The organism is Pseudomonas sp. PDM28 (assembly GCF_019219115.1).
GTDB lineage: Bacteria > Pseudomonadota > Gammaproteobacteria > Pseudomonadales > Pseudomonadaceae > Aquipseudomonas > Aquipseudomonas laurylsulfatiphila.
Genome location: NZ_JAHUWG010000001.1, coordinates 570,142 through 584,008, shown reverse-complemented (window position 1 = coordinate 584,008; position 13,867 = coordinate 570,142). Strand labels below are relative to the sequence as shown.

Sequence of the window (13,867 nt, the reverse complement as noted above, 5' to 3'; positions counted from 1 at the left end):
AGCCCCGATCAAGCCGTGACAGGATCGAGGCAGAGGGTACTGTTGAGGAGCCGCCGTGCGAGGGTGACCAAACCTTCGTGAAGCGAGCTGAGCCCAGTGTGCCCACTCCTGTGCACGGCAAGTTAGTCGAAAACGACCTGTTCATAGCCATTGCGGCCATTGCGACAATTCGCCCTTGCCGCTACTGCGTGGCCCTACCAGAATCGAGCCACGACACCGTTCCCTGAAGAAGGATTGCGTCATGATGCACGCCGATTTGATAGACCAGGAAGACCTGTTGGGCCAGCTCAAGTCGTTGGGATTCGAGGTGCCCACCGGCGCCACCGCCGAGCAGGCCTGCGAGTGTGCTGTACGGGGTTTGAACGATGTACGGGCTATGACCCTGCGGACCATGGTCAAGCAGATGTACACCAGCAGCGCGACGATCCTGCCAGCGGTGCGTCAGGCGATCGATAAGCAGTTGTTGCCAGCATTGGCGGAGTATCAGCAGAGCCACACAGGCCGATAAAAAACCTTCGCGGGCAAGCCCGCTCCCACAGGCTTTGAGTCAGAGCATTAATTTTGTGCTCGACACAAATCCCTGTGGGAGCGGGCTTGCCCGCGATTGAAGGCGCCTCGGTTTAAAGCCTTACGCTGGCAAACGTCGACTCATTACGCGCCTGGCTCAGCGCCGACAATGGCCCGGACAACGGCGACAGCACCAAGGCTTGCGGCAACGGCATCATCGCCACTTGCTGGGTAGTGTTGGAGCCTACACGCTCGTCACGCGGCGGAATGCCGAAGTATTCGCGGTAGCACTTGGAGAAGTGCGGCGTGGAAACAAAACCGCACACCGACGCCACTTCGATGATCGACATCGGCGTTTGCTTGAGCAGTTGCCGGGCGCGGATCAGGCGCAGCTTGAGGTAGTAACGCGACGGCGAGCAGTGCAGGTATTTCTGGAACAGGCGCTCGAGCTGGCGACGGGATACCGCGACATAGACGGCCAGTTCGTCGAGATCGATCGGCTCTTCGAGGTTGGCCTCCATCAGCGCAACGATTTCCTGCAGTTTTGGTTGATTCGTGCCGAGCATGTGCTTGAGCGGCACACGCTGGTGATCCTGCTCGTTGCGGATGCGCTCGTAGACGAACATTTCCGAAATGGCCGCCGACAGTTCACGGCCGTGATCGCGGCTGATCAGATGCAGCATCATGTCCAGCGGCGCGGTGCCGCCGGAGCTGGTGAAACGGTTACGGTCGAGGGTGAACAGGCGGGTGCTCATGGCCACCCGCGGGAAAGCTTCCTGCATGGCTGCCAGGCATTCCCAGTGCACGCTGCAATCAAAACCGTCGAGCAGGCCGGCACAGGCCAGGGCCCAACTGCCGGTGCACACCGCGCCAAGGCGGCGGGACTGGCGGGCCTGGCTTTGCAGCCATGACACGTGTTCACGGGTCACAGTCCGCTGGATACCGATACCGCCGCACACGATGACGGTGTCCATGGGCGGGGCTTTGTGCATGGAGGCGTCGGGGGTGATCTGCAGGCCGTCACTGGCCCAGACCTGGCCGCCGTCGACGGTGAGAGTGGTCCACCGATACAACTCGCGACCGGACAACTGGTTGGCCATGCGCAGGGGTTCCACTGCGGAGGCCAGAGAAATCAGCGTGAAATTGTCCAGCAGCAGAAAGCCGATGGATTGAGGCGCACGGTTCTGGGGTTGGGCCCCGGAGTTGAACGTCGTCATCGCGGTATCTCCTCACACAAAGCGGGTGATGGCCTCAGGCGGAGGCTCTTGTTATTGCCGGCGTTCTCGCGTGAGAGACGGGCTTTGTAATGACAGAGCAATTGCCGTGCCTAAATTTGAATGCGCGTTCAATAACTCCTAAAAACGACGTCGGAATGTGTCTATATATGTCTTGCAAGACGTGGGGATTTAAATGGCCATCAGGACTGGCAAGCGCCCCGGCTCACGAGCGGTGAGCAATTCGGTAGCACTTGTGGGAACGGCGTTGCGCCGCACTGGAGAGGAGTGTCACCGCAAGCACGGGTGACGAGTGGTCAAAGGCGGGTTGACGCCCGATCACTGACGAGGCGATTTATCTGTGAGCGACGCGCTAAAAGGTGGCGCGTTTTCGAGCGGGTGTTCACTTAACGCGCAATTTTGACTGGTCTGGCCCCATCGCTGGCAAGCCAGCTCCCACAGGGAGTTGTGGTGTGATCAAGATATCAGCTACACCGAAGAACCTGTGGGAGCTGGCTTGCCAGCGATGAATTCAGCGCGGTGTCAGCACTCCACAGCACTGACCGCCAACCCACCCCGCGATGTCTCCTTGTATTTGTCATGCATGTCGGCACCGGTATCGCGCATGGTGCGGATCACCCGATCCAGCGAAATAAAGTGCTGGCCATCGCCCCGCAACGCCATCTGCGCGGCATTGATCGCCTTCACCGCAGCAATCGCGTTGCGCTCGATGCACGGCACCTGGACCAGCCCACCCACTGGGTCGCAGGTCAGGCCGAGGTTGTGTTCCAGACCGATTTCCGCCGCGTTGCACAGTTGCTCTGGCGTGGCGCCAAGGATTTCCGCCAGCCCAGCGGCCGCCATGGCGCAGGCCGAACCGACTTCACCCTGGCAACCGACTTCGGCACCGGAGATCGAGGCGTTCTTCTTGCACAGGATGCCCACCGCCGCCGCACCGAGGAAGTAGTCGACGACATTGGCGTCGGTCACGGCCTCGCTGAACTTCATGAAGTAGTGCAGCACGGCCGGAATGATCCCCGCCGCGCCGTTGGTCGGTGCCGTGACCATGCGCCCGCCGGCGGCGTTTTCTTCGTTGACCGCCAGGGCGAACAGGTTGACCCATTCCATGGCGCTCAAGGTCGAGCCGATCACGTTGGGTTTGTTCAGTTCCTGCAGGCTGCGATGCAGCTTGGCAGCGCGGCGGCGCACGTTCAGCCCGCCGGGCAGGATGCCTTCGTGTTTCAAGCCCTGTTCGACGCAATCCTGCATGGCGCGCCAGAGCTTCATCAGGCCGCTGCGGATTTCCTCTTCGCTGCGCCAGACTTTCTCGTTGGCCATCATTAATTCCGCCACGCGCAGGTTGTGCTTCTTGCACAGCTGCAACAGCTCGGCGGCGCTGGAAAAGTCATAAGGAAGTACGGTGCGATCCAGGTCCACGACACCGCTGGAGGCTTGCGCCTCATCGACGACAAAACCGCCGCCGACCGAATAGTAGGTGTCGCGATGCAATTCACCGTCATCGCCTTCGACAATCAGGGTCATGGCGTTGGGGTGGAACGGCAGGTTTTCGTCGATCAGGCGCATGTCCCGAGCCCAGACGAACGGCACCGACAGGCGACCGTCGAGCAACAGCGTATGGGTTTCGCGCAGGGCCTGGATACGGATGCCGATTTGCGACGGATCGATCGCATCCGGCCACTCGCCCATCAGGCCCATGATCACCGCGTTGTCGCTGCCGTGGCCAATGCCCGTGGCCGACAACGAGCCAAACAGCTGGACTTCGACACGCCGCACCTGCTCCAGCAGCCCCCGCTCGCGCAAGCCCTGCACAAACAACGCCGCTGCCCGCATGGGCCCCACGGTGTGTGAACTGGAAGGGCCGATGCCGATTTTGAACAAGTCGAAAACACTGATAGCCATTACTGCCGAACTCCTGGATGGGCCCACTGCGCACGCAAAAGCGCACGGTGACGGAGCTGCTACGCTCAAGCTGCAATCCGCCGAGATGACCGCATCATCAAGCTTTTATCCAGTTGTTCGACGTCTCTAACCGACGCACTCATGCCCACCAACGCCGCGTGTCTTTTACGCCGTGTTTTCGCCGTTTTTTTGCGGTTCAGAGGGGAAAAAAGGGCTGAAAAAATCTGTAAACGACGTCACCGACACTGGATGCGACCATCCCTGTACTGGATACGACGCACCCTGTAGGCGTCAGATTTTCACTGGTACATGATCATATCGACTCGATTGCAAGGCGCCGTGGTAGAGCTGTCTCCAGAACGCCATCCAACCGCAACCTATAAGTGCGGTGGTCCAGTCGGAACACTGCCAAAAAAAACACCAAGGAGTCCATCCATGAAAGGTTCCCCGTCGTTGTTGTTGGCCGCCATGCTTAGTCTGCCGGTTCTGGCGCAAGCCGCAGAACCGGCGCAATGCAATACCGTAAACTTCTCCGATGTCGGCTGGACCGACATCACCGCCACCACCGCCACCACCAGCGTCGTGCTCAACGCCCTCGGCTACAAGACCAAGACCACCATGATTTCCGTGCCCGTGACCTACAAGTCGCTGGCCGACGGCAAGAACATGGACGTGTTCCTGGGGAACTGGATGCCGACCATGGAAAACGACATCAAGGCCTACCGCGATGCCGGCACCGTGGAAACCGTGCGCACCAACCTCAAGGGCGCCAAATACACCCTCGCCGTCCCTCAAGCGCTGTACGACAAAGGACTGCATGACTTCGCCGACATCGCCAAATTCAAGAAAGAACTCGATGGCAAGATCTACGGCATCGAGCCTGGCAACGACGGCAACCGCCTGATCCAGTCGATGATCGACAAGAACGCCTTCGGCCTCAAGGACGCGGGCTTCAAGGTCGTCGAGTCCAGCGAAGCCGGCATGCTGTCGCAGGTCGACCGCGCGCAGAAACGCGACACCGCCGTGGTCTTCCTCGGCTGGGCGCCGCACCCGATGAACAAGCGTTTCAAGATTCAATACCTGACCGGCGGCGACGATTTCTTCGGCCCCGACTTTGGCGCCGCCACTGTGGCGACCAACACCCGCAAGGGCTACGCCGAGGAATGCAGCAACGTCGGTCAGTTGCTGAAAAACCTGGAGTTCACGGTCGACATGGAAAGCGAACTGATGGGCAACATCCTGGACGACAAGATGAAGCCTGACGCGGCCGCCAAGGCCTGGCTGAAAAAGAATCCACAGGTGCTCGATACCTGGCTCGCTGGCGTGACCACCACTGACGGTAAACCTGGCCTGGAAGCCGTGAAAGCCAAGCTCGCACAGCCTTGAATTAGAGAGCATCGCTTATGCCGGACGGCTCACGCCGTCCGGGCTGTTTATTTCCTTGCATGCGGACGTTCACTACCATGCTGATTGATCAGAAAATCCCTTTAGGCCAGTACATCGCGGGCTTCGTTGAATGGCTGACGCAACACGGCGCCAGCACCTTCGACGCAATCGCCGTGACACTGGAAACGATGATCCACGGCGTGACGTTTGCGCTGACCTGGTTCAACCCGCTGGTACTGATCGGCCTGATCGCGCTACTGGCACACTTCATTCAACGCAAATGGGGCCTGACCGCGTTTGTCGTTGCCTCCTTTCTGCTGATCCTCAATCTGGGGTACTGGCAGGAAACCATGGAAACCCTCGCCCAGGTGTTGTTCGCCACCCTGGTCTGCGTGCTCATTGGCGTGCCCCTGGGCATCGTCGCCGCGCATAAGCCGATGTTCTATACTGTAATGCGTCCGGTACTCGATCTGATGCAGACCGTACCGACCTTCGTGTACCTCATTCCTACCCTGACCCTCTTCGGTCTGGGTGTGGTCCCGGGCCTGATTTCGACGGTGGTGTTCGCGATTGCCGCGCCCATCCGCCTGACCTACCTGGGTATCCGCGATGTTCCGGAAGAACTGATGGACGCCGGCAAGGCTTTTGGCTGCTCCCGGCGTCAGCTGCTCTCGCGAATCGAACTGCCCCACGCCATGCCAAGCATCGCGGCAGGCATCACCCAGTGCATCATGCTGTCGCTTTCGATGGTGGTGATCGCGGCACTGGTGGGCGCCGATGGTTTGGGCAAACCGGTGGTCAACGCACTGAACACTGCTGATATCGCCCTGGGCTTCGAAGCAGGCCTGGCGATCGTACTGCTGGCGATCATGCTCGACCGTATCTGCAAACAACCCGACGCCAAGGTAGGGGGTGACGCATGAGCATTATTCGCTTCGATAACGTTGACGTTATCTTCTCCAAAGATCCACGCGAGGCGCTCAAGCTGCTGGATCAGGGCATGACCCGCAACGAGATCCTGAAAAAGACCGGGCAGATCGTCGGTGTTGAAAAAGCCAGCCTGGATATCGAAAAAGGTGAAATCTGCGTACTGATGGGCCTGTCCGGCTCCGGCAAGTCCAGCCTGCTGCGCTGCATCAACGGCCTGAACACCGTCAGCCGTGGCAAGTTGTTCGTCGAGCACGAAGGCAAGCAGATCGACATCGCCTCCTGCACCCCGGCCGAACTGAAAATGATGCGCACCAAACGCATCGCGATGGTGTTCCAGAAGTTCGCCCTGATGCCTTGGCTGACCGTTCGCGAGAACATCAGCTTTGGCCTGGAAATGCAGGGTCGGCCCGAGAAGGAACGACGCAAACTGGTGGACGACAAGCTTGAGCTGGTGGGCCTGACCCAGTGGCGCAACAAGAAACCCAACGAGCTGTCCGGTGGTATGCAACAACGTGTGGGCCTGGCCCGTGCCCTGGCGATGGACGCCGACATCCTGCTGATGGACGAACCGTTCTCGGCACTCGACCCGCTGATCCGCCAGGGTCTGCAGGACGAACTGTTGGAACTGCAACGCAAGCTGAGCAAGACCATCGTGTTCGTAAGCCACGACCTCGACGAAGCCCTGAAACTGGGCAGCCGCATCGCGATCATGAAAGACGGCCGGATCATCCAGTACAGCAAGCCGGAAGAAATCGTCCTCAACCCGGCGGACGACTACGTGCGGACCTTCGTGGCCCACACCAACCCGCTGAACGTACTGTGCGGCCGCAGCCTGATGCGCACCCTGGACAACTGCAAACGCATCAACGGTTCGGTGTGCCTGGATCCAGGCGGTGATTCGTGGCTGGATCTGGCCGAAGGCAACACCATCAAGGGCGCTCGCCAGAACGGGTCTGTGCTGGACTTGCAGAACTGGATGCCGGGTCAGGCCGTTGAAGGCCTGGGTCGTCGACCCACCCTGGTGGACTCGAACATCGGAATGCGCGATGCGCTGCAGATTCGTTATCAGACCGGCAACAAGCTGGTGCTGCATGACAACAACAAGGTGGTGGGGATTCTGGGCGACAGCGAGCTGTATCACGCACTGCTCGGCAAGAACCTGGGGTAAGGCAACAGACACAAAAACGCCGCGAGAGAATCGCGGCGTTTTTGTTTATGGGGTATCGGGTAATGCAGCGTTGATGCTGATGACCCCTTCGCGGGTGAGCCCGCTCCCATATGTACGGTGAACAACCTGTGGGAGCGAGCTTGCTCGCGATGAGGGCTTAACATTCAACATGAGTGTTGACTGTCCCTCCGCTATCGCGAGCAAGCTCGCTCCCACAGGGATTGCGGTGCATTCCGTACACCGCAGACCCAAGCTTTAGCTGTAAACCCGGCCAAGCAGCTGCCGATGGCTTTCAAACTGATCGAGCACGTCACGGGTGATCTGATCTTGAGTGAACCCCATCAAGTCGTAGTCCTGGCTACCGTTATGCAGGTAAACCTCGGCGCGATAGAAACGCTGACGCGCCTCATCGGACTGTGCCGATTCAGTCGGCGTGGCCAGGTAACCATCCAGGCTGACTTCGTAGACAAAGGGGTTGCCCTCCTCCATCTCGACGCGCACGCCCATGCAACGCTTGGACTTGCCCAGCAGCGTCTGAACCTGCAGGCCTTGAGCACGCATTTGCGCCGTTGCATCTTCCAGCGCCGGGCTCACTTGCTTGTCCATGAAGCGCTGCACCACCGACTGGCTTGGCTGCAGGTCCAACTGGGTCAAACGCTCGCTGAAACCACGACGACCACGTGCAGCCAGCTCCGCTTGCTCCTGTTCGATCTGCACGTCCTGGCGCATGGCCTTGTGCAAGCCGAACATGAAGAACACCAGCACCACCGAGAACGGCAGGCCAGCCAGTACCACCATGGTTTGCATGGCTTCGAAGTTGCCAGCGAACAGCAGGCCGATGGTCACCAGAGTAATCACCGCCGACCAGAAGATCCGCAGCCAGTGTGGCGCGTCTTCATCGACGGTACCGCCCTTGCACGACAGGTTGGCCATCATCACCGCGCCGGAATCCGCCGGGGTCAGGAACAACACGAAACCGACGAAGATCGATACGCCGATTACCACCTTCGACGCCGGGTAATGCTCAAGCAACTGGTAGATCGCCATGGATGGCTGTTCCAGCGCCGTTTTTCCAAGCTCCACCGCCCCATGGTTCATCACCAGGTCCAGGGCCGAGTTACCGAAGATCGACAGCCACGCCAGGGTGAAGCCCAGTGGAATCAGCAGTACGCCAGCCACCAGTTCACGCACCGTGCGACCACGGGAAATACGTGCGATGAACATGCCCACGAATGGTGCCCAGGAAATCCACCAGGCCCAGTAGAACAGGGTCCACAGGCCCAACCAGCGGTCGGACTTCTCGGCGTCGCCTTCATACACATAGAGGTCGAAGGTCTTCAGCACCACGCCGTTCAGGTAGTCGCCGACGTTCTGCACGAAGCCGTTGAGCAGGTGCAGGGTCGGGCCGAACAGCAGGACGAAAATCAGCAGGCCGCTGAACAGCACGATGTTCAGGTTGGACAGACGACGGATGCCGTTTTCCACGCCTGACACAGCGGCGATGGTCGCCACGGTGCTCATCACGATGATCACGATCAGCAGATTGGTGTTGCTGTGCTCCATGCCGAACAGGTTTTCAAGGCCCGATGACACCTGCAGCGAACCAATCCCCAGGTTGGTCACCAGGCCCAGCAGGGTCACGAACATGCCGAAGCCGTCCACCGCATGACCGGCCGCGCCCTTGACCCAGCGCTCACCCACCAGCGGATACAGCGCCGAACGCAACGCCAGCGGCTGGTTATGACGGTAGGCAAAGTACGCCACCGCCAAACCGACCAGCGCGTAAATCGCCCAGCCGTGCAGGCCCCAATGCAGGAACGTCAGTTGTACTGCCTGACGTGCCGCGAGGTTACTGCCGGCCACGCCTTCCGGCGGGTTGAAGTAGTGGTCCAGCGGTTCGGACGCGCCGAAATACAACAACGAGATGCCGATGCCCGAGGAAAACAGCATCCCCGCCCAGGCGCCGTAGCTGAAATCCGGGGTGTCATCCTTGCTGCCCAGCTTGAGTTTGCCGTAGGACGAAAACGCCAGGCCGACGACGAAAATCAGATAGGCGGCAATCACCACCATGTAGTACCAGCCGAAGCTGCGGGACAACCAGGCTTGCGCCGTACCCAGCATTCTGCCGGCCTCTTGCGGGGCGATGATCAGAATGGCGGTCAACAACAGAATCAACGCGGTAGAGGTGTAGAACACCCAACCGTTGACCGACACCTTCTGCGGTGGGGTCTTTATTAGCGAGGCAGAACTCATGGCACAGATGCTCCGGGCAGTGCGAGAGAAGAACGCAAGGCAAACGAGTTACCCGACCAATCGGTTAGTGGGCAGCCGACCAGCGGGTGATATAAAGACACCCCGAAAAAAGCCCGAAACCCCTTGAGCGCCACGGCGCGTAGGTTTCGAGCAGATTCGGAAGTCATTTTTTCCGCCGCTACATGTAGGAAAAATCTGTAGGCAGCGACGATTTGTCGCAGATCTTATTCTTTGTTGATTGAACGTTCAATCAAAACAAAATAGACTGGCCCTCAAGCCGGTAGTCGTTTGACGTCTGCCGGAAGGCCTAAGGAGATGTGCAAGATGCCCAAGGTCGGTATGCAACCCATCCGTCGCCAGCAGTTGATCGAAGCCACATTGCTGGCGGTCGATCAGGTCGGAATGGGGGACGCCAGCATTGCGCTGATCGCCCGTTTGGCCGGTGTCTCGAATGGCATCATCAGTCATTACTTTCAGGACAAGAACGGCCTGATCGCTGCCACGGCGCAGTATCTGATGAGTGTCCTCAGCGAGAACGTCACCGCGCGCCGTCAGGCGCTGACAGATGCAAGCCCGCGGGCGCATCTGCAGGTGATCATCGAAGGCAACTTCGACGCCAGCCAGGTCAATGGCCCGGCAATGAAAACCTGGCTGGCCTTCTGGGCCACCAGCATGCACCACCCGTCTTTGCACAGGTTGCAGCGGATCAATGATCACCGTCTGTATTCCAACCTGTGCTGCCAGTTCCGTCGCGTACTGCCGCTCGACGATGCGCGCAGTGCAGCCCGTGGCCTGGCAGCCCTCATTGACGGTTTGTGGTTGCGCGGCGCGCTGTCGGGAGATGCTTTCGACACCGGGCAGGCGCACCAGATCGCTTACGAATACATGGATTTCCAACTGGCCAAGCAGGTGAGTTAGAGCACACAGAACGCTCAACCACCGGACCGCGCCAATCACTGATGCACTTGCGAGGACTTTATGGCCCGTTTCGAATTGCAAAAACTCTACATCGATGGCGCTTACTCTGACGCCAGCAGCGACGCCACTTTCGAAGCCATCAACCCGGCTAACGGTGAAGTCCTCGCAAAAGTACAACGTGCCACCTTCGATGACGTCGAGCGCGCCGTCGTCAGCGCCGAAAAGGGCCAGAAAATCTGGGCCGCCATGACCGCCATGGAGCGTTCGCGCATCCTGCGTCGCGCCGTGGAAATCCTGCGTGAGCGCAACGACGAACTGGCCGCCCTGGAAACCCTGGACACCGGCAAGGCGTACTCCGAAACCCGCTACGTCGACATCGTCACCGGCGCTGATGTGCTGGAGTACTACGCAGGCCTGGTTCCGGCCATCGAAGGCGAGCAGATTCCGCTGCGCACCACTTCGTTCGTCTACACCCGTCGCGAGCCGCTGGGCGTCGTGGCCGGTATCGGCGCGTGGAACTACCCGATCCAGATCGCCCTGTGGAAATCCGCGCCAGCCCTGGCGGCCGGTAACGCGATGATCTTCAAGCCAAGCGAAGTCACCTCGCTGACCACCCTGAAACTGGCCGAGATCTACACCGAAGCCGGCGTGCCAAACGGCGTGTTCAACGTCCTGACCGGCAGCGGCCGTGAAGTTGGCACCTGGCTGACCGAGCACCCGCGCATCGAGAAAGTCTCGTTCACCGGCGGCACCGACACCGGCAAGAAAGTCATGGCCAGCGCTTCGAGCTCTTCGCTCAAGGAAGTGACCATGGAACTGGGCGGCAAGTCGCCGCTGATCATCTGCGACGACGCCGACCTCGATCGCGCTGCCGACACCGCGATGATGGCCAACTTCTACAGCTCCGGTCAGGTGTGCACCAACGGCACACGCGTGTTCGTACCGGCCCACCTGAAAGCCGCTTTCGAAGCCAAGATCGTTGAGCGCGTTGCGCGCATCCGCGTCGGTAACCCTGAAGACGAAAACACCAACTTCGGCCCACTGGTCAGCTTCGCCCACATGGAAAACGTACTGGGCTACATCGCCAAGGGCAAGGAAGAAGGTGCCCGCGTACTGTGCGGCGGCGAGCGCCTGACCGACGGCGAATTCGCCAAAGGCGCCTTCGTGGCCCCGACCGTGTTCACCGACTGCACCGACGACATGACCATCGTTCGTGAAGAAATCTTTGGCCCGGTGATGGCGATCCTCACCTACGAAACCGAAGAAGAAGTGATCCGTCGCGCCAACGACACCGAATTCGGCCTGGCCGCCGGTATCGTCACCCGCGACCTGAACCGCGCTCACCGCGTGATCCATCAACTGGAAGCCGGTATCTGCTGGATCAACGCCTGGGGCGAGTCCGACGCGAAGATGCCGGTCGGCGGCTACAAGCAGTCGGGTGTCGGCCGTGAGAACGGCATCAGCTCGCTGAACAACTTCACCCGCATCAAATCGGTACAGGTCGAGCTGGGCGATTACGTCTCGGTGTTCTAAGACCCGAGTCCTGTATTGCCTGCGAGGGCCTCTTCGCGGGCAAGCCCGCTCCCACAGGTTTTGAGTCGTCCATCAAATCTGTGGCAGCTCCCAATCCCTGTGGGAGCTGGCTTGCCAGCGAATCGAGTGCGCAGCACTCGCCGAGGCCCGACCTGACCACCATCAAAGAGGGTGCATTCAATGTCCCAAGAATTCGACTACATCATCATCGGTGCCGGCTCGGCCGGTAACACCCTGGCGACCCGTCTGACCGAAGACGCCGGCGTCACCGTCCTGCTGCTCGAAGCCGGTGGCCCGGACTACCGTTTCGACTTCCGCACGCAAATGCCGGCCGCCCTGGCGTTCCCGCTGCAAGGCCGTCGCTACAACTGGGCCTACGAAACCGATCCTGAGCCACACATGGACGGTCGTCGCATGGAGTGCGGTCGCGGCAAGGGCCTGGGCGGTTCTTCGCTGATCAACGGCATGTGCTACATCCGCGGCAACGCCATGGACTACGACGGCTGGGCGAAACTGCCAGGCCTGGAAGACTGGTCGTACCTGGACTGCCTGCCGTATTTCCGTAAAGCGGAAACCCGCGACATCGGCCCGAACGACTACCACGGTGGCGACGGCCCGGTCAGCGTGACCACGCCGAAAGCCGGCAACAACCCGCTGTTCCACGCCATGGTTGAAGCCGGCGTGCAGGCCGGTTACCCGCGCACCGAAGACTTGAACGGCTACCAGCAGGAAGGCTTCGGCCCGATGGATCGCACCGTGACACCGAAAGGTCGTCGTGCCTCCACCGCCCGTGGTTACCTGGACGTGGCCAAGAAGCGTTCGACCCTGACCATCGTCACCCACGCCCTGACCGACAAGATCCTGTTCGAAGGCAAGCGCGCGGTTGGCGTGCGTTACCTGGTGGGCGCGGCGGAAGAGCGCGTCGAGGTCAAGGCGCGCAAGGAAGTGCTGCTGTGCTCCGGCGCCATCGCTTCGCCGCAGATCCTGCAACGCTCCGGCGTCGGCCCGGCCGCGCTGCTGAACAAGCTCGACATTCCGGTGGTCCACGACCTGCCGGGCGTCGGTGAAAACCTGCAGGACCACCTTGAGCTGTACCTGCAATACGCTTGCACCCAGCCAGTCTCGCTGTACCCGTCGCTGCTCTTGCACAACCAGCCGGCCATCGGCGCCGAGTGGCTGTTCAACGGCACCGGCATCGGCGCCAGCAACCAGTTCGAAGCCGGCGGTTTCATCCGCACCCGTCCGGAATTCGAATGGCCGAACATCCAGTACCACTTCCTGCCGGTAGCGATTAACTACAACGGCAGCAACGGCGTGAAAGAGCACGGCTTCCAGGCACACATGGGCTCCATGCGTTCGCCAAGCCGTGGGCGCATCCAGGCCAAGTCCAAGGACCCACGCCAGCACCCAAGCATCCTGTTCAACTACATGGCCACCGAGCAGGACTGGCAGGAATTCCGCGACGGCATCCGCCTGACCCGTGAAATCATGCAACAGCCGGCGCTGGACGCTTTCCGTGGTCGCGAGATCAGCCCGGGTATCGAGGTGCAAACCGACGAGCAACTGGACAAGTTCATCCGCGAACATGCCGAAACCGCTTTCCACCCGTCCTGCTCGTGCAAGATGGGCACCGACGAGATGGCCGTGGTCGATGGCGAAGGTCGCGTGCATGGCATGCAAGGCCTGCGGGTGGTCGATGCCTCGATCATGCCGATCATCACCACCGGCAACCTCAACGCACCCACGATCATGATGGCCGAGAAAATCGCCGACAAGATCCGTGGCCGCAAGCCATTGCCGCGCAGCACAGCCACTTACTATGTGGCCGGTGAAGCGCCGGTGAAGGGCAAGCCGGTGCGGGAAGTGAGCCAGACGGCGTAAGGCGTTACACCGCGTCGAACCTATCGCGAGCAAGCTCGCTCCCACAGGTTTCGGGTTGGATTGCAGATTTGTGATCCAACCGAGCCCCCTGTGGGAGCTTGCTCGCGATGGGGCCATGTCAGTCCGCACACATCTTCCAATCCCCCCACAGATCCAA

At 60.3% G+C, this 13,867-nt stretch carries 10 protein-coding genes; 7 read left to right on the top strand and 3 right to left on the bottom strand.

The genetic code is table 11. The annotated features are described in order from the left end of the window. The first annotated feature begins 241 nt into the window (after positions 1-241). The gene (locus KW841_RS02705) at positions 242-508 is read left to right on the top strand and encodes a hypothetical protein (protein ID WP_007995656.1); all 267 of its coding nucleotides are present in this window, start codon (positions 242-244) and stop codon (positions 506-508) included. A 112-nt stretch (positions 509-620) separates the two neighbouring features. On the opposite strand, the gene KW841_RS02700 is transcribed toward KW841_RS02705, so the two are convergent. Continuing rightward, a complete protein-coding gene (locus KW841_RS02700; RefSeq protein WP_007975492.1) occupies positions 621-1,724 on the bottom strand; it encodes a GlxA family transcriptional regulator in 1,104 nt (367 codons plus the stop codon). A gap of 540 nt (positions 1,725-2,264) precedes the next feature. Then, entirely contained in the window at positions 2,265-3,641 is a 1,377-nt protein-coding gene (locus KW841_RS02695; protein ID WP_007995657.1) for an L-serine ammonia-lyase, read from the bottom strand. A 435-nt stretch (positions 3,642-4,076) separates the two neighbouring features. Here KW841_RS02695 and KW841_RS02690 point away from each other — a divergent pair, with 435 nt between their 5' ends. The 3 genes from KW841_RS02690 (at position 4,077) to choV (ending at position 7,125) form a co-directional block, all read left to right on the top strand. Further along, positions 4,077-5,027, top strand: a complete 951-nt coding sequence (locus KW841_RS02690) for a choline ABC transporter substrate-binding protein (protein WP_102700685.1) — start codon at positions 4,077-4,079, stop codon at positions 5,025-5,027. A gap of 77 nt (positions 5,028-5,104) precedes the next feature. Next, positions 5,105-5,950 carry a choline ABC transporter permease subunit gene (gene choW, locus KW841_RS02685; protein ID WP_007975489.1) on the top strand — a complete coding sequence of 282 codons (846 nt, stop codon included), beginning with the start codon at positions 5,105-5,107 and terminating at the stop codon, positions 5,948-5,950. Beyond that, on the top strand, positions 5,947-7,125 hold the full coding sequence (choV, locus tag KW841_RS02680; RefSeq protein ID WP_218473364.1) for a choline ABC transporter ATP-binding protein: 1,179 nt from the start codon (positions 5,947-5,949) through the stop codon (positions 7,123-7,125). The genes choW and choV overlap by 4 nt, the downstream gene beginning before the upstream one ends. A gap of 255 nt (positions 7,126-7,380) precedes the next feature. Here choV and KW841_RS02675 read toward each other — a convergent pair whose 3' ends face one another. After that, on the bottom strand, positions 7,381-9,321 hold the full coding sequence (locus KW841_RS02675; protein ID WP_240629017.1) for a BCCT family transporter: 1,941 nt from the start codon (positions 9,319-9,321) through the stop codon (positions 7,381-7,383). A gap of 381 nt (positions 9,322-9,702) precedes the next feature. Between KW841_RS02675 and betI the strand changes: the two genes are divergently transcribed. The 3 genes from betI to betA all read left to right on the top strand — a co-directional run bounded on the left by betI (position 9,703) and on the right by betA (position 13,710). Then, complete coding sequence (gene betI, locus KW841_RS02670; protein ID WP_007975486.1) at positions 9,703-10,296, top strand: transcriptional regulator BetI; 594 nt, start codon at positions 9,703-9,705, stop codon at positions 10,294-10,296. 60 nt (positions 10,297-10,356) lie between these two features. Next, entirely contained in the window at positions 10,357-11,829 is a 1,473-nt protein-coding gene (gene betB, locus KW841_RS02665) for a betaine-aldehyde dehydrogenase (RefSeq protein WP_218473362.1), read from the top strand. A gap of 180 nt (positions 11,830-12,009) precedes the next feature. Continuing rightward, a complete protein-coding gene (gene betA, locus KW841_RS02660) occupies positions 12,010-13,710 on the top strand; it encodes a choline dehydrogenase (protein ID WP_218473360.1) in 1,701 nt (566 codons plus the stop codon). Positions 13,711-13,867: the final 157 nt, after the last annotated feature.

Bases quoted from the DNA above. Each gene is read 5' to 3' on its own strand.
- KW841_RS02705 (WP_007995656.1), top strand. From the start codon at position 242: ATGATGCACGCCGATTTGATAGACCAGGAAGACCTGTTGGGCCAGCTC.
- KW841_RS02700 (WP_007975492.1), bottom strand. From the start codon at position 1,724: ATGACGACGTTCAACTCCGGGGCCCAACCCCAGAACCGTGCGCCTCAA.
- KW841_RS02695 (WP_007995657.1), bottom strand. From the start codon at position 3,641: ATGGCTATCAGTGTTTTCGACTTGTTCAAAATCGGCATCGGCCCTTCC.
- KW841_RS02690 (WP_102700685.1), top strand. From the start codon at position 4,077: ATGAAAGGTTCCCCGTCGTTGTTGTTGGCCGCCATGCTTAGTCTGCCG.
- choW (WP_007975489.1), top strand. From the start codon at position 5,105: ATGCTGATTGATCAGAAAATCCCTTTAGGCCAGTACATCGCGGGCTTC.
- choV (WP_218473364.1), top strand. From the start codon at position 5,947: ATGAGCATTATTCGCTTCGATAACGTTGACGTTATCTTCTCCAAAGAT.
- betI (WP_007975486.1), top strand. From the start codon at position 9,703: ATGCCCAAGGTCGGTATGCAACCCATCCGTCGCCAGCAGTTGATCGAA.
- betB (WP_218473362.1), top strand. From the start codon at position 10,357: ATGGCCCGTTTCGAATTGCAAAAACTCTACATCGATGGCGCTTACTCT.
- betA (WP_218473360.1), top strand. From the start codon at position 12,010: ATGTCCCAAGAATTCGACTACATCATCATCGGTGCCGGCTCGGCCGGT.